The organism is Bradyrhizobium sp. RP6 (genome assembly GCF_003837805.1).
Classification (GTDB): Bacteria; Pseudomonadota; Alphaproteobacteria; order Rhizobiales; family Xanthobacteraceae; genus Bradyrhizobium.
Window position 1 is genome coordinate 99,587 of sequence record NZ_RQIT01000002.1, and the last position, 23,720, is coordinate 123,306.

22 protein-coding genes are annotated in these 23,720 nt (G+C 64.5%); 21 read left to right on the forward strand and 1 reads right to left on the reverse strand.

Going from position 1 to position 23,720, the window contains the following annotated elements; translation table 11 throughout:
- Positions 1 to 442: 442 nt before the first annotated feature.
- The 13 genes from EHH60_RS05320 to EHH60_RS05380 all read left to right on the forward strand — a co-directional run bounded on the left by EHH60_RS05320 (position 443) and on the right by EHH60_RS05380 (position 14,020).
- Positions 443 to 1,603, forward strand: coding sequence for a transporter substrate-binding domain-containing protein (locus EHH60_RS05320; protein WP_124158436.1), 1,161 nt, complete (start codon positions 443 to 445; stop codon positions 1,601 to 1,603).
- Positions 1,600 to 2,265 carry an ANTAR domain-containing response regulator gene (locus EHH60_RS05325; protein WP_124158437.1) on the forward strand — a complete coding sequence of 222 codons (666 nt, stop codon included), beginning with the start codon at positions 1,600 to 1,602 and terminating at the stop codon, positions 2,263 to 2,265. Before EHH60_RS05320 ends, EHH60_RS05325 begins: the two co-directional genes overlap by 4 nt.
- Before the next feature lie 10 nt (positions 2,266 to 2,275).
- A complete protein-coding gene (locus tag EHH60_RS05330; protein ID WP_124158438.1) occupies positions 2,276 to 3,529 on the forward strand; it encodes an urea ABC transporter substrate-binding protein in 1,254 nt (417 codons plus the stop codon).
- A 94-nt stretch (positions 3,530 to 3,623) separates the two neighbouring features.
- Entirely contained in the window at positions 3,624 to 4,496 is an 873-nt protein-coding gene (locus EHH60_RS05335) for an ABC transporter permease subunit (protein ID WP_025035503.1), read from the forward strand.
- 33 nt (positions 4,497 to 4,529) lie between these two features.
- Positions 4,530 to 5,576, forward strand: a complete 1,047-nt coding sequence (locus tag EHH60_RS05340; protein ID WP_502697396.1) for a branched-chain amino acid ABC transporter permease — start codon at positions 4,530 to 4,532, stop codon at positions 5,574 to 5,576.
- Positions 5,576 to 6,292, forward strand: coding sequence for an ABC transporter ATP-binding protein (locus EHH60_RS05345; RefSeq protein ID WP_124158440.1), 717 nt, complete (start codon positions 5,576 to 5,578; stop codon positions 6,290 to 6,292). Before EHH60_RS05340 ends, EHH60_RS05345 begins: the two co-directional genes overlap by 1 nt.
- Positions 6,285 to 7,013, forward strand: a complete 729-nt coding sequence (locus EHH60_RS05350) for an ABC transporter ATP-binding protein (protein WP_124158441.1) — start codon at positions 6,285 to 6,287, stop codon at positions 7,011 to 7,013. The genes EHH60_RS05345 and EHH60_RS05350 overlap by 8 nt, the downstream gene beginning before the upstream one ends.
- A gap of 31 nt (positions 7,014 to 7,044) precedes the next feature.
- Entirely contained in the window at positions 7,045 to 8,034 is a 990-nt protein-coding gene (locus EHH60_RS05355) for an acetamidase/formamidase family protein (RefSeq protein ID WP_124158442.1), read from the forward strand.
- 13 nt (positions 8,035 to 8,047) lie between these two features.
- Positions 8,048 to 9,787: a nitrilase-related carbon-nitrogen hydrolase gene (locus EHH60_RS05360; protein ID WP_124158443.1), complete on the forward strand. Its 1,740-nt coding sequence runs from the start codon at positions 8,048 to 8,050 to the stop codon at positions 9,785 to 9,787.
- Between the two features lie 36 nt (positions 9,788 to 9,823).
- Positions 9,824 to 10,585 carry an SDR family NAD(P)-dependent oxidoreductase gene (locus tag EHH60_RS05365; protein ID WP_124158444.1) on the forward strand — a complete coding sequence of 254 codons (762 nt, stop codon included), beginning with the start codon at positions 9,824 to 9,826 and terminating at the stop codon, positions 10,583 to 10,585.
- A gap of 172 nt (positions 10,586 to 10,757) precedes the next feature.
- Complete coding sequence (locus EHH60_RS05370; RefSeq protein WP_124159042.1) at positions 10,758 to 11,753, forward strand: Bug family tripartite tricarboxylate transporter substrate binding protein; 996 nt, start codon at positions 10,758 to 10,760, stop codon at positions 11,751 to 11,753.
- Positions 11,754 to 11,984: 231 nt separating this feature from the next.
- The gene (locus tag EHH60_RS37065) at positions 11,985 to 12,194 is read left to right on the forward strand and encodes a hypothetical protein (protein ID WP_158626714.1); all 210 of its coding nucleotides are present in this window, start codon (positions 11,985 to 11,987) and stop codon (positions 12,192 to 12,194) included.
- A gap of 536 nt (positions 12,195 to 12,730) precedes the next feature.
- Entirely contained in the window at positions 12,731 to 14,020 is a 1,290-nt protein-coding gene (locus EHH60_RS05380) for a c-type cytochrome (RefSeq protein WP_199751314.1), read from the forward strand.
- A gap of 41 nt (positions 14,021 to 14,061) precedes the next feature.
- Here the strand turns inward: EHH60_RS05380 and EHH60_RS05385 are convergent, their stop codons facing one another.
- Entirely contained in the window at positions 14,062 to 16,032 is a 1,971-nt protein-coding gene (locus EHH60_RS05385; RefSeq protein ID WP_124158446.1) for a 4Fe-4S binding protein, read from the reverse strand.
- Between the two features lie 164 nt (positions 16,033 to 16,196).
- Here EHH60_RS05385 and EHH60_RS05390 point away from each other — a divergent pair, with 164 nt between their 5' ends.
- The 8 genes from EHH60_RS05390 (at position 16,197) to EHH60_RS05425 (ending at position 23,710) form a co-directional block, all read left to right on the forward strand.
- A complete protein-coding gene (locus EHH60_RS05390; RefSeq protein ID WP_245454398.1) occupies positions 16,197 to 16,937 on the forward strand; it encodes a biotin/lipoate--protein ligase family protein in 741 nt (246 codons plus the stop codon).
- Positions 16,934 to 17,473, forward strand: coding sequence for a DUF6505 family protein (locus EHH60_RS05395; protein WP_124158447.1), 540 nt, complete (start codon positions 16,934 to 16,936; stop codon positions 17,471 to 17,473). The genes EHH60_RS05390 and EHH60_RS05395 overlap by 4 nt, the downstream gene beginning before the upstream one ends.
- A complete protein-coding gene (locus tag EHH60_RS05400; protein WP_124158448.1) occupies positions 17,470 to 18,477 on the forward strand; it encodes a DUF6352 family protein in 1,008 nt (335 codons plus the stop codon). Before EHH60_RS05395 ends, EHH60_RS05400 begins: the two co-directional genes overlap by 4 nt.
- On the forward strand, positions 18,474 to 18,989 hold the full coding sequence (locus EHH60_RS05405; RefSeq protein WP_124158449.1) for a DUF3305 domain-containing protein: 516 nt from the start codon (positions 18,474 to 18,476) through the stop codon (positions 18,987 to 18,989). The genes EHH60_RS05400 and EHH60_RS05405 overlap by 4 nt, the downstream gene beginning before the upstream one ends.
- The gene (locus tag EHH60_RS05410) at positions 18,986 to 19,603 is read left to right on the forward strand and encodes a DUF3306 domain-containing protein (RefSeq protein ID WP_124158450.1); all 618 of its coding nucleotides are present in this window, start codon (positions 18,986 to 18,988) and stop codon (positions 19,601 to 19,603) included. Before EHH60_RS05405 ends, EHH60_RS05410 begins: the two co-directional genes overlap by 4 nt.
- A gap of 131 nt (positions 19,604 to 19,734) precedes the next feature.
- Entirely contained in the window at positions 19,735 to 20,514 is a 780-nt protein-coding gene (locus EHH60_RS05415; RefSeq protein ID WP_124159045.1) for a molecular chaperone TorD family protein, read from the forward strand.
- Between the two features lie 29 nt (positions 20,515 to 20,543).
- Positions 20,544 to 20,753: a twin-arginine translocation signal domain-containing protein gene (locus EHH60_RS05420; protein ID WP_124158451.1), complete on the forward strand. Its 210-nt coding sequence runs from the start codon at positions 20,544 to 20,546 to the stop codon at positions 20,751 to 20,753.
- A gap of 14 nt (positions 20,754 to 20,767) precedes the next feature.
- Positions 20,768 to 23,710, forward strand: coding sequence for a formate dehydrogenase subunit alpha (locus EHH60_RS05425; protein ID WP_124158452.1), 2,943 nt, complete (start codon positions 20,768 to 20,770; stop codon positions 23,708 to 23,710).
- Positions 23,711 to 23,720 lie beyond the last annotated feature (10 nt).

Genomic DNA, 23,720 nt, shown 5'->3' on the forward strand with positions numbered 1-23,720 from the left:
CGCTCAGCCGGCTGGAATTCATACCCGGCGAATTCGAGCGCCGGCAGAGATGCCTGTCGCTCGTAGCGGGGGTGCCGACGACTTGGCTTGGTATGGATCCATCGGCAGGTTCGACCGCGCAACCTTCGATAGCGCACGACAGGCCCCAAAGCGGGACTTCGGGCGTGCCGTCATGTCTACGGCGCATCGACGCGTGGGCTCGGATCGGATGCACAGTTTTGCTGCACCACGATACGAATCGTAGCAGCTTTCGCTGCAATAACGCGCTTGACTTGGTAACTGATCTCAACGACCGTGCTAAGCAAGCGTTGGGCAGTTCAGCCCGTCAACGCAGCGAGCTTCAACCATTTCCAACATCGCGCGGGTTTCGCGTGCTCGGTTGGCGGCGAGGGCGCCCTCGGCTTAACAGCCGATGGGCGCCTTTTTCATTTTGGAACGAGTGATGGCGCAGGCGACATATCGGATCGGGGTAATGCTCTCGACGACGGGGTCCTACAGCGTCGTCGCGCGGTCGATGCTGAACGGGGCGCTGCTCGCCTTTCGCGAGATCAACGCGAGCGGTGGCGATATTGCGCTCGAGCCGGTGGTCGTGAATCCGTCCGGCGACCTCGCGAGCTATCGCTCGCTCAGCCTCGAGCTGCTGGGTTCCGGCGTCCGGCATGTGGTCGGCTGCTACACCTCGTCGAGCCGCAAGGAGGTGATCCCGTGCTTCGAGAAGCTCGACGGACTGCTGTGGTATCCGTCTCACTACGAGGGATTCGAGAGTTCCGACAACGTCATCTACACCGGCGCGGCGCCGAACCAGCACGTGCTGCCACTCGTCGACTACCTGGCATCCCGCCTCGGTTCGCGCGCCTTCTGCGTCGGCTCTAATTATATCTGGGCCTGGGAAAACAACCGCATCTTCCGGGAGGCACTGACTGCGCGCGGTGGCACAGTGCTCGCCGAACGGTATCTCTCCGTCGGCGACACCGAGGTCGATCAGGTGATCGCGGCGATCATCGACCAGCGTCCCGACTTCGTCTTCAACAATCTGATCGGCACCAGCGCCTACGCGTTCTTCCGAGCGTTCCGGGCCGCCTGCCGCGCGCGCGGCATCGATCAGGCTGCGGAAATCCCGGTCGCCAGCTGCACGTTGTCGGAGCCCGAATTGCCGGAGATCGGCCCGGATGCGATCGATGGACATCTGTCCTCCAGTGTCTATTTCTCTTCGCTGAACTCGGCCGAAAACGGCGCCTTCATCCGCGCCTACACCACGTCCTTTCCGGATGGACCGGTCTCGTCGGCGGACGCGGAAGCCTCCTATATCGCCGTCAAGCTGCTCGGAGCGGCCTTGTCCCAGGCCGGCACCGATGACGCCCGCACGGTACGCGCCGCCGTAGCAGACCAGCGGCTGCACGCGCCGCAGGGCGAGGTCCGCATCGACCGCCAGACCTTCCACGCCTGGCTCACGCCTCGGATCGGTCGGTCGACCGCCGGCGGGCAGTTCGAAGTGCTGCTGGAGGCCCGCGAGCCGATCGCCCCAGATCCTTATCTCGTTCAGTCGTCGCCGCGCTTTGCCAGCGCAATGCGCTCTCCGCATTTGAAGGTGGTGCAATCATGAGCTCCCGACTGCTGCAGAACTTCAAGGGCGGCCGTGCCATCGTCGTCACCAGGCGAGGAGGGTGGGAGAGCGCGCTCGAAACGACACTGGCCAAGCTCGGCGTTTCCACGGAGTACCCGGAGATCATCGACGGTCGCGCCCAGATCGATGTTGCGAGTCTGCAGGCCGACCGTGACATCCTGTTCATCGACGGCGATCTCGAAGGCGCCGTCGCCATCGAGGTCAATCCTGCCTCAAGATTGCCGCCGGCGCCGGTGATCGGCCTCGTTGGCGTCGAAGCGCCGAGCCGGCTCAAGGCGCTGGTCAATCTTGGCGCGACCTCATTCCTGCGCAAGCCGGTGCATGGCGGCGCGGTCTACACGTCCCTGTTTATGGGCATCAACCAGTTCCTGCTGCGCGCCGAGATGTATGAGCGCCTGCAGGGTCTCGAGGAGCGCCGCCGCGGCCGCCGCGCGGTGATCCGGGCCGTCGTCTTGCTGATGCGGCAGGAGGGCGTCGACGAGGAGGATGCCTATTCACAGCTCCGCCGCGAGAGCATGCGCGCGCGGCAGAACATGGAACTCTATTGCGAGGAGTTTCTGAGCAGGCGGGCGAAGCCGCCTGACACGTCCAGTCGCACGACCGGCATTACGCTGCAAGGCGGCAACAAGCAGGCCATCTAGGAGAAGCAAAATGAGCAAGTCTGTATTGCGGGGGCTGCGCGCCGCAGCCCTCACGGGGACGCTTGTCCTCGGATCCCCCCTTGGATCACACCCGGCGCTCGCGGCAGAAAACCCGATCAAACTCGGCGTGCTCGAGGATCAGTCCGGCGACTTCGCAGCGGCCACGATCGGCAAGGTTCACGCCATCCAGATCGCCGCCGAGGAGATCAACAAGGCCGGCGGCATCATGGGCAGGCCGCTGGAGCTCGTCGCTTACGACACGCAGTCCGACAACACCCGCTACCAGGAGTTCATGCGACGCGTGCTCCAGCGCGACAAGGTCGATGTCGTGTTCGCGGGATTCTCTTCGGCCTCGCGCGAGGCGTACCGCCCGATCGTCGATCAGTTCAACGGTTTTGCCTTCTACAACAACCAGTATGAAGGCGGTGTCTGCGACGGCCACATGATCGTGACCGGTGCCGTGCCCGAGCAGCAGTTCTCGACGCTCATTCCGTACATGATGGAGAAGTACGGCAAGAACGTCTACACGCTCGCGGCCGACTACAATTTCGGCCAGATCTCGGCGGAGTGGGTGCGCAAGATCGTCAAGGAGAACGGCGGCAAGATGGCCGGCGAGGAGTTCATCCCGCTCGGCGTCTCGCAATTCTCCCAGAGCATCCAGAACATCCAGAAGGCCAAGCCGGACTTCGTTGTCACGCTGCTGGTCGGCACCGCGCAGGCCTCCTATTACGAGCAGGCGGCCTCCGCAAACGTCAACTTGCCGATGGCGTCCTCGGTCAATGTCGGGCAGGGCTACGAGCACAAGCGCTTCAAGCCGCCGAGCCTGAAGGACATGTTCGTCACCACCAACTACATCGAGGAGATCGACTCGCCCAAGGGCAAGAAGTTCTACGCCAAGTTCAAGGCCAAGTTCCCGAGCGAGCCTTATGTGAACCAGGAGGCGGAGAACTCCTATCTCGCCGTCTATCTCTACAAGCAGATGGTGGAGCGCGCGAAGTCGACCAAGCGCGAGGAGATCCGCAAGGTGATCGCGCTGGGCGACGTCTGCATGGACGCGCCGGAGGGCAAGGTCTGCATCGACCCGAAGAGCCAGCACATGTCGCACACGATCTATCTCGCCAAGGTCGGCGCCGATCACTCGATCTCCTTCCCGAAGGTCTGGGAGGACATCAAGCCGTACTGGCTGGGTGAAGCCGGCTGTGACCTCACCAAGAAGGATCCGATGGCCCAGTACACGCCGTCGAACCCGCCGCCGAAACCCTGACCGGCGGCTGATCGCCCCGGCGCTTGCGGCGCGCCGGGGCGGTCACGGACATCTGCGGCGGCGACGCCGCATCCTCCCACATCCTGGTTGATTCATGGACATCGCGACCCACGTATTCTCGGCGCTCTATCAATTCGGCGACGCCTTCGCATTCCTGGTGCTCTCGGCCTGCGGGCTTGCCGTGATCTTCGGCATGATGGGCGTGATCAATCTTGCCCATGGCGAGTTCATCATGTGCGGCGCCTACGTCACCGCCGCGACCGTGCATGCGGGCCTGCCGCTGCCGCTGGGAATATTGGCCGGCACGCTCGTGTCTGCGCTGGTCGGGGTCGTGGTGGAGCTCGCGGTCATCCGTCATCTGTACGACCGGCCGCTCGACACCATCGTCGCCACCTGGGGGCTGAGCCTGATTGCCACGCAGGGCACGCTGATCATGGTCGGTTCGACCATGGCGGGCGTCGGCACGCCGTTCGGCAGTTTCCAGGTCGGCGACTACTCCTATTCGATCTATCGCATCGTGCTGTTTTGTGCCGCACTCGGCGTGCTCGCCGCGCTCTATGCGCTGTTCAACTGGACCCGCTTCGGCGTGCTGGCGCGCGCCACCATCCAGGTGCCGCACATGGCGGCCGCGCTCGGCGTCGACACGCGCCTGATCTACAGCCTCACTTTCGCCTGCGGGGCAGGGCTCGCCGGTCTTGCCGGCGGCCTCTATGCGCCGACCATGACGCTGGTGCCGACCATGGGCGCGACCTTCATCATGGAGGCCTTCGTCACCGTGGTGATCGGCGGCGCCGACGTCTTCCTCGGCACGGCACCGGCCGGCGGCGTGCTTGCGGTGGTGAAGTCGGTGATGACGTCCTGGCAGGGCCAGCTGTTCGGGCAGATCGGTCTGCTGGTCGCCGTCATCATCGTCGTCCGGGTGTTGCCGAAAGGCATTTCCGGCTTCGTGCTGCGCGAGCGCACCTGACGGAGTGATGGCGTCGTGACCGGTCTCCTCGCAATGTTTCGCCGCCTCGAAGGCCCGCAGACCGTCGGTCGCGGTCCGGCCTTCTGGGGCCTGTTCGCACTCGTGCTCGCTGCCGCGCTCGCCTATCCGCTGTTCAGCGACGGCTACACGGTCGGTAACACCGTCTACTTCTTCGTCTGGGTCTTCATCGCGCTCAGCCTGTGCCTGATCTGGGGCTATGGCGGCTCGCTCTCCTTCGGCCAGACCGCCTTCTTCGGCATCGCGGGCTATGGCTACGGCATCTTCACCATCAATTTCGGCTCCGCCTACGGCTTTACGTTGCTGGCGCTGGTGATGGCGGTCGGGATCGCGGCGCTGTTCGCGGTCCTGCTCGGCTACTTTATGTTCTTCGGCCGCATCGCCGGCGTGTTCCTCGGCATCGTCACGCTCGCAGTGACCCTGATGCTGGAACGCTTCATGGCACAGACCGCGGGGCCGGAATGGCGCATCGGCAGTGCGCGGCTCAACGGCTTCAACGGCATGAGCGCGATGCCGCCGCTGACCATCCCCTGGCCGGGCGAGCCGATCGTGCTGTTCGCCGATATCGGGCTCTATTACCTCGTGCTCGGCCTTCTGGTCTTGGTCTATCTGGCCTTGCGGATCCTGATGAACTCGTCTTTCGGCAACGTCATCGTCGCGATCCGTGAGAACCCGGAGAGGGCGGAGATGCTGGGTTACGACATCCGCAAGTACCAGCTCATCACCTTCGTCATCGGTGCCGCGCTCGCAGGACTCTCGGGTGTGCTCTACACCGTGTGGGGGCAGTACATCACGCCCTCGAGCATGGGCATGACGGCCGCGGCGCTGCCGCTGATCTGGGTCGCAGTCGGCGGCCGCAGCGACCTGACGTCGACCGTGATCGGCACGCTGGTGGTGCTCGCTGCGTTCCAGGCGCTGACCATCTATGGCAGCCAGTACGCGCTGGTCTTCATGGGTGTGCTGCTGGTGCTCACGGTCCTGATCGCCCCGAACGGTCTCGTGCTCGGGGTGATGAACTGGCTCGGCCGCATCGCCGCCCGCCTCACGCAGAGGGCCGGCTGATGTCGCTGCTCGAACTGCGCAAGCTGAACAAGCATTTCGGTGGTCTGCACGTCACCAATTCCGTGGATCTCACGCTGCAAGCCGGCGAGATCCATTGCCTCATCGGCCCGAACGGCGCCGGCAAGAGCACGCTGTTCCGCCTGATCCTTGGCGAGCATCATCCCGGCAGCGGCGACATTCTCTTCGCCGGCGAGAACATCACGGCGCTGAAATCCTTTGCGCGGATTCACCGCGGCCTCTCGGTCAAGTTCCAGGTGCCCGGCGTCTTCAAGGGCCTGTCGGTCCGCCAGAATCTCGAGATCGCCCTGCAGAGCCGGCATCGCGGGGAAGAGCTCGAAGCGGAGATCGACCGGCTGCTGACCTTCCTCGGGCTGGAATCGGAGCAGGCGCAGGTCGCCGGCAATCTCAGCCATGGCCAGAAGCAATGGCTCGAGATCGGCATGGCGGTCAGCCTGAAGCCGCGCCTTCTTCTGCTGGACGAGCCCACCGCCGGCATGTCGCCCGAGGAAACCTACATGACCGGCGAGATGGTGCAGCGGCTCAATGCCGACGGCATGACGGTGCTGGCGATCGAGCACGACATGGCCTTCGTCCGGCAGGTCGCGCATCGCGTCACCGTGCTGCATCTCGGGCAGGTGTTCGCGCAGGGCTCGATCGACGAGATCGTGGCCGACGAACGCGTGGCAGCGATCTATCTGGGGCAGGCCCATGCTTGATCAGCCGCGCAAGGAAGTGATCCTGTCGACCCTAGGCTTGCGCGCCGGCTATGGCGGCAAGCCGGTGCTCCAGGGCCTCGAGATCGAGGTGCGGGAAGGGGAGATCGTCGCCGTCATCGGTCGCAACGGCGTCGGCAAGTCCACGCTGATGAAGAGCCTGATCGGGCTCGTGCCGGTCACGGACGGCTCGATCGTCTACCGCGGTGAGGCCGTGGAATCCTTGCCCGCGCACAGGCGGGCGCGCCTCGGCATGGGCTATGTACCGCAGGGCCGCGACGTGTTTCCGCGCCTGACCGTCGGCGAGAACGTGGCCGTCGGCGCAGCGATCAAGGGCGGCGGCATTCCAGAAGCGGGCCGGCGCAAGATCGTCGAAGCCTTTCCGATCCTGGCCGAGCGCTGGAACCAGCGCGCCGGCACCATGTCCGGCGGCCAGCAGCAGCAACTCGCGATCGGACGGGTCCTGATCGCCGACCCGAACCTCATCCTGCTCGACGAGCCCTCGGAGGGCATCCAGCCCAACATCGTCCAGGACATCGCGCGCAACATGGTCGAGCTCAACCACAGGACCGGGGTGACCATCATCCTGGTCGAGCAGAATCTCGACACGATCCGCGCCATGGCGCAGCGCTGCTACGTCATGGACAAGGGGCGCATCGTGGCCAATCTCGATCGCACGGCGCTCGACGATGCGGCCGAGATGCGCCGTCATCTCGCGGTTTGAAGACTGCCCAATGACAGAAGGAGAAAATCAAATGTCCTGGCAGAAAGACTCCATCATGGCCCGCAGGGGCGTCGCCAAAGGCGAGCGCGGCACCGGCTACACGATCACGGAAAGCGAGCAGGGCAAGTACCACTATGTCTACGGCCCCTATGTGAAGCCGGTGCTGACGGTGGATCCCGGCGCCGTTGTCTCCGCGGAAACCCATGACGCGTTCGAGGGCGCCATCAAGAACGAGACCGACAGCCCGTCCAAGATTCTCAACTTCCCATTTCTCAATCCGCAGAACGGGCCGATCCACGTCAACGGTGCCGAGAAGGGTGATACGCTCGCGGTCTATATCGAGAGCATCGTGCCGCGCGGACCGCAGCCGCGTGGCACCACGGTGATCATGCCGGAATTCGGCGGCCTGGTCAGTACGGGCAACACGGCGCTGCTCAATCCGGCGCTGCCCGAGCGCGTCAAGAAGCTGGAGATCGACGCCAAGACCGGCACCAAATGGAACGACAAGATCACGTTGCCCTATGAGCCCTTCATCGGCACCATCGGCACCTCTCCGGAGATCGAGGCGATCTCGTCGCTGGTCCCGGATTACTATGGCGGCAACATGGATCTGCCCGACGTCGGCGTCGGCGCCATCATCTACCTGCCCGTCAACACCAAGGGCGGGCTGCTCTATCTCGGCGACTGCCATGCGGCGCAGGGCGACGGCGAGCTCTGCGGCGTCGCCATCGAGCATCCGACCGTCACCACAGTGCAGGTCGACCTGATCAAGGGCTGGACCATCGCCTGGCCGCGGCTCGAGACCAAGGACTTCATCATGACGATTGGCTCGGCGCGTCCGATGGAGGATGCAGCCCGCATCGCCTATCGCGAACTCTGCCGCTGGATGGCGGCGGACTACGGTTTCGACGAGATCGATGCCTACATGCTGCTGACCCAGGCCGGTCGGGTGCGTCTCGGCAACATGGTCGATCCGAAATATACGCTCGGCGCCTCCATCAAGAAGTCGTATCTCGGTTGAGGCCAGCCAGCTCATGTCCACCGTGCACAAAGTCGCCCCCGTCCAGTTCGAGCCGGTCATGTTCGAGAAGGAGCGCAACATCGCGCGCCTGCTCGAACTCTGTGAGCAGGCGGCGGCGGCCGGCGCGAAGCTCATCGTCACGCCGGAAATGGGAACCACGGGCTATTGCTGGTTCGACCGCGCCGAGGTTCGGCCCTATGTCGAGCGGATTCCGGGGCCGACCACCGACCGGTTTGCGGCGCTGGCACGTAAGCATGACTGCTACATCGTGGTCGGCATGCCTGAAGTCGACGAGGACGACATCTATTTCAACTCGGCCGTGCTCGTCGGGCCCGATGGCATCGTCGGCCGCCATCGCAAGACGCATCCTTATATCTCCGAACCGAAATGGGCGGCGGCGGGCGATCTGCACAACCAGGTCTTCGACACGCCGATCGGACGGATCGCGCTCCTCATATGCATGGACATCCATTTTGTGGAGACCGCGCGGCTGATGGCGCTGGGAGGCGCGGACGTCATCTGCCATATCTCCAACTGGCTCGCGGAGCGAACGCCGGCGCCTTACTGGATCAGCCGTGCCTTCGAGAATGGCTGCTACGTGATCGAGAGCAACCGCTGGGGTCTCGAGCGCACTGTCCAGTTCAGCGGCGGGAGCTGTGTGATCGCGCCGGATGGCCAGGTGATCACGGTCCTCGACAAGGGCGACGGGTTCGCGCTGGCCGAGATCGATCTCGATGTTGCGCGTGCACGCCGCGTGCTGGGCGAGCCAGTCTTCCTTCAGCGCCGGCCTGAGCTGTATCCGGAACTGCTCACCGACACCTTCAGCTGGAATCCGCGCGATTTTTTCGGCCTTTACGGCCACGAGCCCTGGCCTGAAGGCGTCCGCTCGCGCATTGCCGCGGCCCAATTCGCACCCAGTGCCGATGTTGCGCGAAATCTCGAGCCGATCGCGAATCTTGCGCGGCAGGCCAAGGCGGACGGCGCGGCGCTCGTCGTATTTCCGGAGCTTGCGGTCACCGGCCTCGCAGATCCGGCGAGATCGGCGCAGCCGATACATGGTCCCGCCACAGAGAGCCTGGGCGCGCTCGCTGCGCAGCTCCAGATCTACATCGTTTGCGGGATGGCCGAGCGCGCGGGCGATGCTGTCCATAACAGCGCCTGCCTGATCGCGCCGGATGGAAAGATCACGATCTACCGCAAGACGCATCTGACGGAAGAGGAGCGGAGCTGGGCCACGGCGGGCGACGACTGGGCCGTCGTCGACACGCCGATCGGGCGAGTAGGCCTCCTGATCGGCCACGATGCGGCGTTTCCGGAAGCGGGGAGGGTCCTCGCACTTCGTGGCTGCGACATCATCGCATGCTGCGCGGCGGTCAAGGGCCCCTTCAGTTCGCCACATCCGGGGACATCCGTTCTGCAGCCGGCCCCGATCCCGACCGGCGCCGATCCGCATCATTGGCATCACTTCCGCGTCCGCGCCGGTGAGAACAACGTGTTCCTGGCGTTTGCCAACGTATTCGATCCCGAACACGGCTATCCGGGCCTGAGCGGCGTGTTCGGCCCCGATACGTTCGAATTCCCCCGCCGCGAAGCGATCGCGGCGGACGGCACGAGCCTTGCTACAGCTGTCGTCGACACCACCAATCTGGACAGCGCGTACCCGACCAACGTCGTGCGACGAAAGGACCTCGTTTCGATGCGAATGCCACACAGCTATCGAGGGTTGGTCAGGGCGATGGCAAATAACCACTGAACGTGCAAATCTACAGGGGAAGAAAAGGAGCCGATCATGGATCTAGGACTTGCGGGCGCCAAGGTTCTCGTCACCGGCAGCACCAAGGGGATAGGCCGTGCGATTGCGGAGACCTTTGCCGCCGAGGGCGCAAATCTCGGCATCTGTGCGCGCAATCAGGCGGACGTCGACAGCACCGTTGCAGCGCTCAAGAGCAAGGGCGTCGCGGCCTTTGGCGCTGCGGTCGACGTGTCAGATGGTGCGGCACTCAAGACCTGGGTGGCCGACATGGCGACCAAGCTGGACGGAATCGACGTCGTCGTGGCCAATGTGAGCGCGCTCGCCATCGGGCAGGACGATGAAAGCTGGGCCAAGGAATTCTCGACTGACATGATGGGCACGGTCCGGCTGGTGAACGCGGCCATGCCTTATCTGGAGAAGAGCCGTGCCGGTGCGATCGTCGCCATCTCCAGCGTCTCCGGGCGCGAGGTCGATTTCGCGGCCGGCCCCTACGGCACGTTCAAAGCCGCCATCATCCACTACACGCAGGGTCTCGCCAATCAGCTCGCACACAAGGGCATCCGCGCCAACACGGTCTCGCCGGGCAACACCTATTTCGAAGGCGGCGTCTGGAACACCATCAAGGACAGCAATCCCGAGCTCTACAAGGCGGCGCTTGCGCTCAATCCGACGGGCCGGATGGGTACGCCGCAGGAGATGGCGAACGCAGTCGTATTTCTCGCAAGTGGCGCCGCCAGCTTCATCACTGGAACGAACCTCGTCGTCGACGGTGCCCTGACGCGCGGTGTGCAATTCTGAGGCGCGAACGCTGAAACGCAAATCTGTCACCCGCGTCATGATTGACCGCGTGGTCGCGCAGGGGCGGTGCAGCCACTGCTGCCCGCATTGTGCAGGGCAGCGATCTCCCGCGCGGATTTTCTGGCGCCCTCATTCGTGCCAGATAATCAGCTCGGTCCCGAATACGCAGAAGATGTCCCTTCTCTCACGGCGAGAACTGCTCGATACGGCGGCGCGTCTCACGGCGCTGGTTGCCTGGCCCGGCGGTGCGACCGCCGACGATTATCCCTCCCGCCCCGTCAAGCTGGTCATTCCTTATGCGGCTGGCGCCGCGGGTGATCTGATCGGCCGTCCCTGGGCCGACAAGGTCGCGCCGCTGCTCGGCCCGGTCTATGTCGAGAATATCGGCGGCGCCGGTGGTGCGATCGGTTCCGCCGCGGTGGCGCAGAGCGCTCCCGACGGCTACTCGCTTCTGCTCGGCAATGGCAGCACGCAAGTGACGATTCCGTTGTCCTCGGCGCAGCCTGCCTACGAGACGATCCGCGATTTCCGCGCCATCTATCGGTTGATAACAAGTACGCTTGCATTCGCTGTTCATCCGTCCTTGCCGGTGAAGGACCTGCGGGAGCTGGCAGCTTTTGCGAAGGCGAATCCGGGCGGGCTTTCCTATGGCACTCCGGGGGTCGGCACCGGGAATCATCTCGTCGGAGAGATGTTCAGGCAGCAATCTGGTCTTGCAGCGGATTTGATCCACGTCCCTTACCGGGGCATGGCGGCCGCTACCAACGACCTCGTCAGTGGCCAGATCAACTCGGTCATTGCGGTGGTCTCGAGCCAGAACCTGCAATTGCACTTTGCGGGCAAGCTGCGGCTGATCGCCGTGACGAGCGACCGGCGGCTGAGCGGTGCGCCGGAAGTTCCGACTGTCATCGAATCCGGCATGCCCGGCCTCAGATATGCCGGCTGGTTTGGCCTGTTTGCTCCGAAAGCAACCCCGGATGTGATCGTGGGGCGGATCGCTGCGGCGACCCGCACGGCGATGGCTGATCCTCAATTGCAGGAAAGCTATCGTTCGCAAGGTCTGGAGCCGGACATCGATTCAGGCCCCGACAAATTTCAGCGCCTCGTCGAGGACGAGCTCGCCCGCCTGGCTCCCATCGTCAAGTCGATCGGGCTCAAGCGCGACTGAGCGCTTCTCAGAGTCGTACCGCGGACGTAGCAAACGCTTGGGCGACGGGCTCCTGCATTCGATTCAGGACCTCCATCCCCGCAATCGCGATGACCAGGGCCGCGACGCAGCTAAGCACAAAAGCCTTCATCCTCAGCCTCCCTCGATTGGAAACATCAAGCCATCTATACGACACGGCGTGTCGCGAGCAAGCTGGTCGATCGCTCCAAAGGCACTCGTGGCAAGGCATCCGTGGCAAGGCATCTCCTATGGGCTCTTGAACACGGGATCTGCGGAAAACGCATTGCCCATCAAGCCAAGGGACTGAAGCTCGGCGCTGTTCAAATCGACTTCCAGGATTGCGAGCAGCAGCGTGAGCACGACGGCAACGAGGAGGAGGAAAGGGGAGTCCTCTCGCGCGGCGGGATCCTGCAAGCCATCGAGGGCACCAAGAACGCGTAGCCGCGCAATCATCCTCTGAATCGGGCTCGTCCGCCCTGCATGCGGTTTTCCCTGACGTGACCAGGCAGAGTTTAGTGTCCGGCCCATCGGCATTCAAGCGGAGGACGTGCGAGGTGGGCTGTTGCGCTGCACGCTTCGGAACGGACGCGGGCCTTGCAGGTTTCTTGGAAACTTAGTGAGCGCATCGGAGGACCTTGCGTGAAATTACCGAGAGCGATTTTGTGCTTCGCAGCACTTTGCCTTGTTGAAAGCGCCATGGCCCAGCCTGCGCAAACCAACCCATCGGCGAGGCAAACCCCACCCGAGGACAAGGGCCAGGCACAGCCCCAAGGCTGGACAGGCCCAATCAATACAGGTTCGGGTGGTGCGCCGGCTGAAAGTCCCCAAGGCCAGAGTCCGCCTGGAATGCAGGCCGCTCCTGAGGGTTCGTCCAAGACCACGACGGCGCCGCCCAAGTAGACCGCTCCCGTATATTCATCTTGGCCGCCTGTTCTGGCAATCTTGAGAGGGTGAATGTCAAGCAGGGCCTGCCGGAGATGAGGAGATCACCTTTGTGCGCGAAGGTGGCCGTAGCGCTGTGGGCTATCTTTGCCGGATCATCCGTGCACGCCGACATGGTCGGACACGGTGGCCCGATTCGGGCTCTTGCCGTTTCCCCGGATGGGGAGGACCTTCTCTCCGGCAGCTTCGACACGGCGGCCATCCGCTGGTCGCTCAAGACGGAGACTGCAGAGCAGGTGTTGCGGTATCATGCCGGTGGCGTCAATGCCGTTGCCTTTCTGAAGGACCGCCGGCTGATCACGGCCGGCGCCGACGCGCGAATTGCAGTGTGGACGGCGGGGCGGCCGGAGCCGGACCGGGTGCTGGAGGGACATGCCGCTCCGATCGTGGCGCTTGCTGTGTCGCCCGACGGGGCCCTGCTCGCATCGGCGTCATGGGACCGGACGGTGCGACTCTGGTCGCTGTCGGACGGCACGTCGCGCGTGCTCGAAGGGCATACGCAGAATGTCAACGGCGTCGCTTTCGCGCCGGACGGCGGGCTTGTCAGCGTCGGCTACGATCTTGCGCTGCGCATCTGGCGTCTGCCGGATGGCCAGCCTGAAATCGTGACATTGCCGGCGCCGCTGAACGCCGTGGCGGTGGCGCCGGATGGTGAAATCGTCACAGGCGCGGTCGATGGCAGGCTGCGCATGCTGACCAAGGACGGCAAGGTCAGCGGCGAGGTCGCGGCCAGCCCGACACCGGTGGTGGCCTTGACGATGTCGGCGGACGGCGCGTTGATCGCTGCGGCCGGCATCGGCGGCACAGTGGCGATCATCGATCGCAAGTCGCGCACCCTGCTGCGCACGCTGGTCGGGCCCGGGCTGCCGGTGTGGTCGGTCGTCTTCCTTGCCGATCGCGAGACGTTGATGACGGGTGGTGCGGACGGCAGGATCAGGCGCTGGAATGCGCGTACCGGCGATCCCATCGGTTCAAGCCTGACCGGCACACCGGCCGACCCGCTTGCGGCCTATGCCGGCGATCATGGCGCCGATGTATTTCGGGCGTGTGTTGCCTGTCACACGCTGTCGGACAAGGAGGTGCAGCGTGCGGGTCCGACGCTTGCGGGACTATACGGCCGCAGGATCGCTTCGTTGCCGGGATATCGCTTCTCTGATGCGCTGAAGACGATGGACATCGTCTGGACACCGGAAACTGTCGCAAGACTGTTCGAAATCGGGCCAAATGCCTACACCCCCGGCACCAAGATGCCGGAGCAGCGCATCGGCTCGGCCGAGGATCGGCGCGCACTCACCGAGTTTCTGGGCCGCGTGACATCGCGATAACAGCCGCTTCCGGCCTTGCGGAGACGTCCACTTCGTCTAGTCTAGTCCTTGCGCTCGCGCTGGCGCAGATAGTCATCCGTCGTCCGCGGCGGCGTTCGTTCCGGAACGCCCTTGAACGGATCGAATTGCTGCTCGCTCATGACGACGACGCGGCAGTCCGCACACATCCTGAGTGCCTCGATCCGCCGGTCGCCGGCCGGATACATCCAGTGCCGGCCCTCGAGCTTGGCCGCGATGCGGTCGATCGTGCTCTTGACGCCGAAGGCCGTGCCGCAGCGGACGCAGAGCGCGGGCTCCTCTTCCTTGATGATCGTCGCGGGAGCGCGCGCCGCACGGAAATCGATCTGCGGCTTGAGGCTGATGACCTTTTCCGGACAGGTGCTCTGGCACAGGCCGCATTGCACGCAGGCATCCTCGATGAACTTCAGCACGGGCCGCTCGGGATCGTCGCGCAGCGCGCCTGTCGGGCAGGCCGAGACGCAGGAGAGGCACAGCGTACAGCCGTTGGTGTCGACGGTGATTGCGCCGACCGGCGCACCTTGCGGCAGCGCGATCACGTCGACCGGCTGCGGCGCCAGCCGATGCAGCTCGCTGAGGGCGAACCGCAAGAGGTCGCGCCGCTTGCCGACGGTCCTGAAGGTCGCGGGGGTCTCGACGACTGCGAGCGTTCCTATGTCAGTCAAATGCTCGCCGAGCGCATCGGGATCATCCGTTTCGATAGTGGCGAGGCGACGGCCCGCAAATCCGAGGCCGCCGAGGATCACGTCGGCCATCGCGATCGTCTGCGTCAGTCCGGTCACGTCGTGGCGCGGCCTGGCACGGAGCAGGAAGCGCACGGCGGATACGCCATAGGCAAAGGCGCCGACAATCGCTTCCAGCCCCAGCTGTGTGAGCTCGTTGACGGCAAAGGGAAGCACGTTCGCCGGCAAGCCGTCGCCATGCCGCGCCAAGGCATCGATCAGAGGCGTGCCGTGCGGGCTGTCATGAAAAAGCAGCACCGCATTCGCACCACCGGCCTCGCGATAGGCGAGCAGCATGGCGCGAAGTCTCTGAAGCTGCGTATCGGCGGGCGGCAGCGCGTAGGATACCGCGCCGGTCGGGCAGGCCGCCGTGCATTGGCCGCAGCCCGCGCAGACGTTCGGATCGATCGCGACATGATCGCCGGCGGGCGTGATCGCCCCGGTCGGGCAGAGATCGAGGCAGCGGTGGCAGCCGGTGCGCTTCGAGCGCGAATGGGCGCAGAGCGCAGGCGCAACCTCGACATATCTAGGCTTGTCGAAGCTACCGATGAGATCGCGTGCGGTCAGCACGGCGCGCAGCACTGCAGCGGGATCTTTCGTGTCGGCGCGCAGATAGCCGTCGCGCAAATCGTGGGCAGGAAACAGCGGCATATCGCCGGAAAGATCGAGGACGATATCGCAGCGCGAGGTGACTCCGTTTCGCGGCGGGTCAAGTATGTAACGATCGCGCGAGGAGGGGCGGGGACGCGCATAGTCGTCGATCGCCAGCTCGAACGCGCCGAAGTGTCCCTTTGCGGAGCGGATCGTACCCTTCACGATCGGGAAGACCGTTGCAGCTGGCGGCACCGTATCATCGAGCTGCTTCAGCATCACCGTGACGTCGAGGTGATCGGCAAGCAGCCGGCCGGCTTCGATCGCGGCCTCGTCGCGTCCGTAGATCAGGATCACGCCCTCGCTCGACAAGGTGACGAGCGGATAGTCCGGGGCGGGGATGGAGGCGGATGCGAGCAGGGCGGCCATTTTCGCCCCGGCGCGGGCGCCGTCGCGCGACCAGCCGGCCGTCTCGCGGATGTTGACGAAGCTGATCGCATCAGCACGTTCGCCGGCCTCCTCCGAGAACTGCGCCGCCTGCTGCGTGCAGGCGACCGTCAACACGCCTTCTGCTGCGGCGATCTTGCGGAAGTGGTCAAGCTCCGCACCGCAGAGGTGGCGAAAGCCCTTGACCTCGCTGTTCGGGCATCCGCGCCGGACCGCGGCCACGTCGAGGGACATCGTGTCTTCGCACGAGCAGATCAGGACGGTCTTCGCGGGCTGCTCCAGGTTAACCCCTCCGCCATTCGGACGCCGACGACGGACTCGCGCCGGCCCTTCGCCTCGTATAGACATTATCCATCGGGAAGAAAAGGAAAGCGGAGGACGGCCTGCCGTCGACCCCAGTGAGCCATGTTTCCCTGGCGGAACCGATCCACCTGCCGCCGCCGTTCACATTGGTGCGGTTGCGCGAGAGCGGCGACGCTTTTGCCCATGCATGCCGCATTGCAGCGGAGAGCGGCGCCGGAACACTTGTCTATGTCGGCCGCTTCGACCTCGCAGAGTTCGCCGTGGTGCTGGAGCCGGCTGAGCCCTTGCGCAGCGCGCGGCGCGCGTTCTACGCCGGCATGATCGCGCTCACCGATGCGCTTCGCGCCTATGCGCCGCCGCGCAAGCCGATCACGATCGGCTGGCCGGATGCGGTCAGGATCGACGGGGGGCTGGTCGGCGGCGGACGGATGGGGTGGCCATTCGCAGCTGACGAGCATGCGCCGCCGCCCTGGTTGGTTTTCGGCGCCATGATCCGGACGGTTGCCATGAACGATGACGATCCAGGCGTCCACCCGCTGGCCTCGGCACTCGACCAGGAAGGCTTTGGCGAGGCGGGCGCTGCGCAGATCACGGAGAGCTTTGCCCGCCACCTGATGCTGGCGCTGGATGGCTGGCGGGTTGACGGCTTTGACAGCGTCGGGCGCGAGTATCTCGCTCGGATGCCGCGCGAAAGGCAGACAGTTCAGCGCATTGACGATTGCGGCGATGTCCTGACGCGCCGCATCGGGACGGATACGATCCAACGAAGCGACCTCGTGCAGGCGCTCGCGACGCCGTCCTGGCTTGATCCGGCCCTCGGAGGACCGCGCCTGTGAAGCTCCTGCGCACCATCGCGCTCGATCCCTCCGACACCTTCGTGTTCGACGTGGCGGCGGAACCCGGCGAATGGGCCGTCTCAGGCGCTTTCCGCTTCTGGGATCACGACGCTGCCAGGCTCGAGGGCAAGGCGCGCGCGGCGTTTCGCGGCGGCTTCCTCGGGGTGCAGTCCTGGGGCTGGTCGACGCTGGCGCAGATCGTTCCGGCATCCGAAGACGATTATCGCAGCCTGGTCGATCTCCTCGCCAGGCAACTCGTCGATCGCTTCGGCGCGCCGGACATGACGGCGGCGAAGACGGCCGCGGAGGAGGAGGTTGCTTTCGCGCAGTCGCTCTGCAGCCATCCGATCAGCTCTCTCATTGCAGTGCACCGCAGCTCGAGCGACGGCGAAGTCCGCGAGTCCTTCCGCCGGCTGCAACTGCGGGAAGGGCAGGGGCACAGCAAGGCGTTCTCGTTCATGGAAATGGAGGACGACGTGCAGCCTGACGGCGATCTCAGGCTTGCGGATCTCGGCCGGGAGCCGACCATCAGATGAACGATTTCTGGATCGCCTGCGGTCATCATCTGCTCGATCGCGACGAGGGCGGCGGGCTCCGCGTCACAGACGAATTCCTCAAGGCCTATTTTGCCCGTCCCGAGCTGATGCCGCCGGACGACGCATGCCCGGTCGAACGCCGGCTGCACCGCGAATTGCTCGCCGACCCGCGCCAGGCGGTCAGCGCCGGCGAAATCGCCGGGATAGTCGATGCGGATGCCCGGGAGAATTGGCAGTTCGTGCTGGCGTTCCGCGATCTTCTGTTGCGGCACCCGACGCTCGAAGCCGCCTATCTCGCATCGGTGCGGTCAGGCGCGAACGATTTGCCGCCGCTGTTCGTCAACCAGCTCGTGCACGTCATCCTGCGGAACGCGCTCCATGGCTGCGACGACCCGTTCGTGCTGCGCGCGGCCGAATTGTTCTTCCGGACCCAGCGCATCCTGCCGCATGAGCACGCCCTGTTGCTCGGTGACGAGGAGGTCGTCGGTGGCCGGAGCCCGACCCCCGTGCTCTCTCTCATGTCGATGCTGGGCGCGACTTCCGATACCGTGGTCGAGGTGTTGAACGAGGAGAATACCGGGGCCTATTGGCAGCGCAGCGACCAGTTCGACATGGCCCTCGACCTTACGGCCGGCGGCCGCGGACCGGTTGCCCTGGCGCAGGCGATGACGCGCTGGGTCTCCCATCTGCTCGGCATCGAGGTCGTGATCGAGCCGCTTCGCGCCCTGCACGAGGCAAAGCTCACCTGGTATGTCGGGCTTGATGCCGACGCCACGAGGCTCGGCGACCGTCTGTGGCACGGCGACGAACTCGGCGAGCGCGACGCTGACCGTGTGCTCGCGCTGTTCCGCCTGACATTTGCGGATTCGAGCCGTGCTCTTGACGATGTTGGGGGTGAACCGGTCTACCTGATCCTGTCGATGACGGCGGATCAGAAGCTCCGGATGAAGCCGCAGAATCTGCTGACCGGGTTGCCGGTGAAGCGCCTGGAGATGGCGACATGAGCCCCGCGGCGTTTCCCTCCCTCTCGATTGCTGTCGGTGTCGTGGTCGAGCGGCGCAAAGCCGACTCGCCGTGGGCCGATTTCATCTGGCGCGGAATTGCCGTCCTGCCGGACGAGCCGGCGACACAACCCTGGACCGTGCTTCGCGAGCAGGACGGCTCGACCTTGTTTTATGCCGGACGCGCTACCGTCGATCTCTATCCGTCCGAGACGGCGCGCTATCGCGACAATCTCGCTTCCGGCAGTCCCAGCATCTGGACTGTGCTGTCGCCCTCGGAAGGCGCCTGGCCCTTTGCCGTCACCGCGGCGACCGCCGACCCCGCTGAGGGCGAAGGCTTTACCGAAGCCGCCGACAATCTCGTCGAGGCCGTGCCGATGCCGGAGGTGCTACGCAAAGCGATTGAAAGCTTCGTGGCGGAGCACCATGTCGAGCGCGAATTCGTCAAGCGCAAGCGGCGCCGCGCCGACCCGGAGGCGCTGGCACGGCGCGAACATGAAGGCGGACAGGAATGAGTGAGGAGGAGTTCCTTGCACGTTGGTCCCGCCGCAAGCGCGAATCGCAAGCGGAGTCTGCAAGGCCTGCCGCGGCGCAGCCTACGCCGCCGTCCGAGGTCACGGACGACGAGCGTGAGTTCGATCTCTCCAGTCTGCCGTCGATCGACGACATCAATGCTGCGACCGACATTACAGCCTTCCTCAGCAAGGGGATTCCTCGGGAGTTGAGCCGTGCGGCTCTTCGCCGCGCCTGGACGAGCGATCCCGCCATTCGCGACTTCGTGGGGCTTGCGGAGAATGCATGGGACTTCAACGATCCGACTGCGATGCCGGGTTTTGGACCACTGGATTGCTCCTCGGAAGAGCTCGCCGCACTGGTCGATCGCATTGTCGGCGGAGTGCGCGAGGCGGCCCAGTCTCTCTCCGAGGCGTCGATCGAAACAGCGGATTCTTCGGCGGAATTGCATCAAGCCGATGAGACATCGATTTCCAATGTCGTTGAACCATCGCATGAGACGGAGCACCTGGCCCTGGCCGTTCCCGTTGCAGTGCAACCAAAAGCGGCTGGGAGATCTGCGGAATCTGCCGAGCCCATCAAGCCCCGTACGCACGGCGGTGCACTGCCGCATTGAGCAGCACGACCAAAGGCTATAGGCCCGCGCTATGGCAGGCGATTGACGGTCCGTGGAACCGGGATTACGCTGTCTATTGCTTTGTAACAAAAGCGATAATCAAGCAGACGGGACTTGGATGGGAGGTCCACGTGCGTGATGACGGGCTTGATCGCGCGATCGACGCCGCAGGCGGCGTTGCTCAGCTTGCGCGCAAAATAGGCATCAGCCAGCCCTCCGTGTCGAATTGGACCCGCGTGCCCGCACAACGGGTGGTTGCGGTCGAAACCGCCACGGGCGTTTCTCGGAACGATCTGCGGCCCGATCTTTACAGTGAGCAAGCCGTCCCAGCGGAGCTCATCGATCCCGTCGATGCTGCGCGCGGGCGGGAATATGCGCTGCTGGCAACGTTGCTGTCCGCGCCGCCGTCGAAACGATTGCTTGAGCAACTTGCGGCATTGACTGGCGACGCGACGCCGCTTGGCCGGGCGCATGCCGCGCTGGCCGACGCCGCCGCGAGCGCTGTCGCGGCGGAGGTCGAGCGCGAGTATTTCGATCTGTTCGTTGGGCTCGGCCGCGGCGAATTGCTGCCCTATGCCTCTTACTATCTCACCGGCTTTCTCAATGAACGGCCTTTGTCGCGCCTGCGCGGTGACCTGACGGCGCTCGGTATCGAGCGGGTTGCCAACAATTCCGAACCCGAGGATCACGCCGCCATCCTGTGCGAGATCATGTCGGGCCTTGCCGATGGCGGCTTCGACGCCTCGCCCGAGACGCAACGCGCCTTTTTCGAAAGGCATGTGTCGCCGTGGATGGGGCGGCTGTTCGCCGACATCGAGAGCGCCGGCGATGCCCGTTTCTATCGGGCGGTCGGCGTGCTCGGTCGTACCTTCATCGAGATCGAGACGGAAGCATTCACATTCGCCAACTGACCGAGGCGCGTTGGTGCGGGAGAGCTGCGATGAGTGACGAGACGAAAGCAAAGGTCGGACGCCGCGATTTCCTTCGCAAGGTCGGCTTGGGCACGGCCGGTGTCGGCGCGACCCTGGCGACACCGTTGGTCGGGTCCGCGCAGGCGGACAGCGAAAGCAACGATGAGAAGCGCAAGGCGCGCTACAAGGAATCCGACCACGTGAAGACGTTCTACCGCGTCAATCGTTATCCGGCCTGAGAGGGAGGCTGCCTGTGCTTATCAAGCGAACACACCAGCGTTCCGATCGCCGAGGTTCCGTCGCCGAATCCCTTGCGGGCCAGGGCGGGGGACTTGATCGCCGCACGTTCCTGCGCAAGTCCGGCCTGGCCGGCGGCGCTCTCGCAGCGTTGGGGACCATGCCCGTCGTCAACGTGCGCAGGACGGAAGCGGCCGCTGCCGGCCCGCTCGCGGCCGGCGCCACCGTCAAGAAGAGCGTCTGCACGCATTGCGCCGTAGGCTGCACCGTGACGGCGGAAGTGCTCAATGGCGTCTGGATCGGGCAGGAGCCGAGCTGGGATTCGCCGATCAATCGCGGCTCGCATTGCGCCAAGGGCGCTTCGGTGCGCGAGCTCGTGCACAGCGACCGCCGCCTGCGCTATCCGATGAAGCTGGTGAACGGGCAGTGGACGCGCGTGTCGTGGGACACGGCGGTGAACGAGATCGGCGACAAGCTGCTCCAGGTTCGCGAGAAGTCGGGCAGTGATTCCGTCTACTGGCTCGGCTCGGCCAAGATGACGAACGAAGGAGCCTACCTGTTCCGCAAACTCGGCGCGTTCTGGGGCACCAACAACACCGATCATCAGGCGCGGATCTGCCACTCCACCACCGTCACCGGCGTCGCCAATACCTGGGGCTACGGCGCGATGACGAACAGCATCAACGATATGCGCAACTCCAAGACGATGCTGTTCATCGGCAGCAACGCCGCGGAAGCGCATCCCGTCAGCATGCAGCACCTGCTGGAATCCAAGGAGCTCAACAAGGCGAACTTCATCGTTTTCGATCCGCGCCTGACTCGCACCGCGGCGCATGCCACCGAATATGTCCGGATCCGTCCCGGCACCGACATTCCCGTGCTCTACGGCATGATGTGGCACATCCTGAAGAATGGCTGGGAAGACAAGGAATTCATCGCCCAGCGCGTCTACGGTTTCGACGACCTGCGCAAGGAGGTCGAGAAGTGGAACCCGCAGGAGGTCGAGCGCGTCACCGGCGTGCCCGCCGCGCAGCTCGAGCGCGTCGCCAAGATGTTCGCGACGGTCAAGCCCGCGACCATCATCTGGTGCATGGGCCAGACCCAGCACACGGTTGGCACCGCCAATGTGCGGGCGAGCTGCATCGCGCTGCTGATGACCGGCAACGTCGGAAAAGCCGGCGCCGGCGCCAACATCCTGCGCGGCCATGACAACGTGCAGGGCGCGACCGACGTCGGCCTCGATATCGTGACGTTGCCGTTCTACTACGGCCTTGCGGAGGGCGCCTGGAAGCACTGGTCTCGGGTCTGGGAGGTTGATTACGATTATCTCGTCTCCCGCTTCGACGAGAAGAAGCTGATGGAGACGCCAGGCATCCCGCTGACGCGGTGGTTCGATGCTGCGTTGTTGCCGAAGGCCGATGTCGCACAGAAGGACAATGTCAAGGCCGTATTCGTGCAAGGCCACGCCAGCAACAGCATCACCCGCATTCCGGAGTCGCTGAAGGGCCTGAAGGCGCTGGAGCTGCTGGTGATCGCCGATCCGCACCCGACCACCTGGGCGTCTCTGGCGGTCGAGGCGGGACGCAAGGATGGCGTCTATATCCTGCCTGTGGCCACGCAGTTCGAATGCAAGGGATCGCGCGTCGCCTCCAATCGCTCGATGCAGTGGGGCGAACAGATCGTCAAGCCGATCTTCGAGTCCAAGGACGACCTCGAGATCATCTATTTGTTGGCGAAGAAGTTCGGCTTCGCCGACAAGATGTTCAAGAACATCAAGGTCGAGAACGATCTCCCGGTCGCCGAGGATGTGCTGCGCGAGATCAACCGCGGCAGCTGGTCGACCGGTTATTGCGGGCAGTCGCCGGAACGCATCAAGGCGCACATGAAGAACCAGCACAAGTTCGACCTGGTGACGTTGCGTGCACCCAAGGACGATCCGGAGGTCGGCGGTGACTATTACGGCCTGCCTTGGCCGTGCTGGGGCTCGCCCGAGGTGAAGCATCCCGGCTCGCCGCTGCTCTACAACAACAATCTGCACGTGATGGATGGCGGTGGCGCGTTCCGTCCGCGCTTCGGCATCGAACGCGAGGAAAAGCTGCCGGACGGCGCGACGCGGAAGGTGAGCCTGCTCGCCGACAAATCCTTTTCCAAGGGCTCGGAGATCGAGGACGGTTATCCCGAGTTCACGCTGGCGAGCCTGAAGAAGCTCGGCTGGGACCAGGATCTCACCGAGGCTGAAATGGCGACGATCCAGAGAGTCAATCCGGCCAATCCGGACGCGGTGTCCTGGGCGCTCGACCTCTCCGGCGGCATCCAGCGCGTCGCGCTGAAGCACGGTTGCGTGCCCTTCGGCAACGGCAAGGCACGCATGAATGCGTTCGGCCTGCCGGACCCGATTCCGGTGCACCGCGAACCGATCTACACGCCGCGCGTCGATCTCGTCGAGAAATATCCGACCTTGCCCGATGCCAAGCAGTTCCGCCTGCCCAATATCGGCTTCTCGGTGCAGAAGGCGGCGGTGGAAAAGGGGATCGCAAAGCAGTTTCCGCTGATCCTTTCCTCGGGCCGTCTCGTCGAATACGAAGGCGGCGGCGAGGAAACCCGCACCAATCCATGGCTCGCGGAATTGCAGCAGGACATGTTCATCGAGATCAGCCCGGCCGATGCCGCCGATCGCGGCATCAAGGACGGCGGCTGGGTCTGGGTGAGCGGTGCCGAGAACAATTCACGTGCCAGGATGAAGGCGCTGGTGACCGAACGCGTCGGCAAGGGCGTCGCCTGGATGCCGTTCCATTTCGGCGGCTGGTTCGGTGGCAACGACCTGCGCAAGAACTATCCCGCCGGAACCGATCCGATCGTGCTCGGCGAGAGCGCCAACACGATCACGAGCTACGGCTACGATCCTGCGACGGGCATGCAGGAGCCGAAGGTCACGCTTTGTCAGATCGTCGCAGCCTGAGAGGAGCACG

Coding starts and splice junctions, on each gene's coding strand:
- EHH60_RS05320 (WP_124158436.1), top strand. CDS start 443: ATGGCGCAGGCGACATATCGGATCGGGGTAATGCTCTCGACGACGGGG.
- EHH60_RS05325 (WP_124158437.1), top strand. CDS start 1,600: ATGAGCTCCCGACTGCTGCAGAACTTCAAGGGCGGCCGTGCCATCGTC.
- EHH60_RS05330 (WP_124158438.1), top strand. CDS start 2,276: ATGAGCAAGTCTGTATTGCGGGGGCTGCGCGCCGCAGCCCTCACGGGG.
- EHH60_RS05335 (WP_025035503.1), top strand. CDS start 3,624: ATGGACATCGCGACCCACGTATTCTCGGCGCTCTATCAATTCGGCGAC.
- EHH60_RS05340 (WP_502697396.1), top strand. CDS start 4,530: ATGTTTCGCCGCCTCGAAGGCCCGCAGACCGTCGGTCGCGGTCCGGCC.
- EHH60_RS05345 (WP_124158440.1), top strand. CDS start 5,576: ATGTCGCTGCTCGAACTGCGCAAGCTGAACAAGCATTTCGGTGGTCTG.
- EHH60_RS05350 (WP_124158441.1), top strand. CDS start 6,285: ATGCTTGATCAGCCGCGCAAGGAAGTGATCCTGTCGACCCTAGGCTTG.
- EHH60_RS05355 (WP_124158442.1), top strand. CDS start 7,045: ATGTCCTGGCAGAAAGACTCCATCATGGCCCGCAGGGGCGTCGCCAAA.
- EHH60_RS05360 (WP_124158443.1), top strand. CDS start 8,048: ATGTCCACCGTGCACAAAGTCGCCCCCGTCCAGTTCGAGCCGGTCATG.
- EHH60_RS05365 (WP_124158444.1), top strand. CDS start 9,824: ATGGATCTAGGACTTGCGGGCGCCAAGGTTCTCGTCACCGGCAGCACC.
- EHH60_RS05370 (WP_124159042.1), top strand. CDS start 10,758: ATGTCCCTTCTCTCACGGCGAGAACTGCTCGATACGGCGGCGCGTCTC.
- EHH60_RS05380 (WP_199751314.1), top strand. CDS start 12,731: ATGAGGAGATCACCTTTGTGCGCGAAGGTGGCCGTAGCGCTGTGGGCT.
- EHH60_RS05385 (WP_124158446.1), bottom strand. CDS start 16,032: ATGTCCCTCGACGTGGCCGCGGTCCGGCGCGGATGCCCGAACAGCGAG.
- EHH60_RS05400 (WP_124158448.1), top strand. CDS start 17,470: ATGAACGATTTCTGGATCGCCTGCGGTCATCATCTGCTCGATCGCGAC.
- EHH60_RS05405 (WP_124158449.1), top strand. CDS start 18,474: ATGAGCCCCGCGGCGTTTCCCTCCCTCTCGATTGCTGTCGGTGTCGTG.
- EHH60_RS05410 (WP_124158450.1), top strand. CDS start 18,986: ATGAGTGAGGAGGAGTTCCTTGCACGTTGGTCCCGCCGCAAGCGCGAA.
- EHH60_RS05420 (WP_124158451.1), top strand. CDS start 20,544: ATGAGTGACGAGACGAAAGCAAAGGTCGGACGCCGCGATTTCCTTCGC.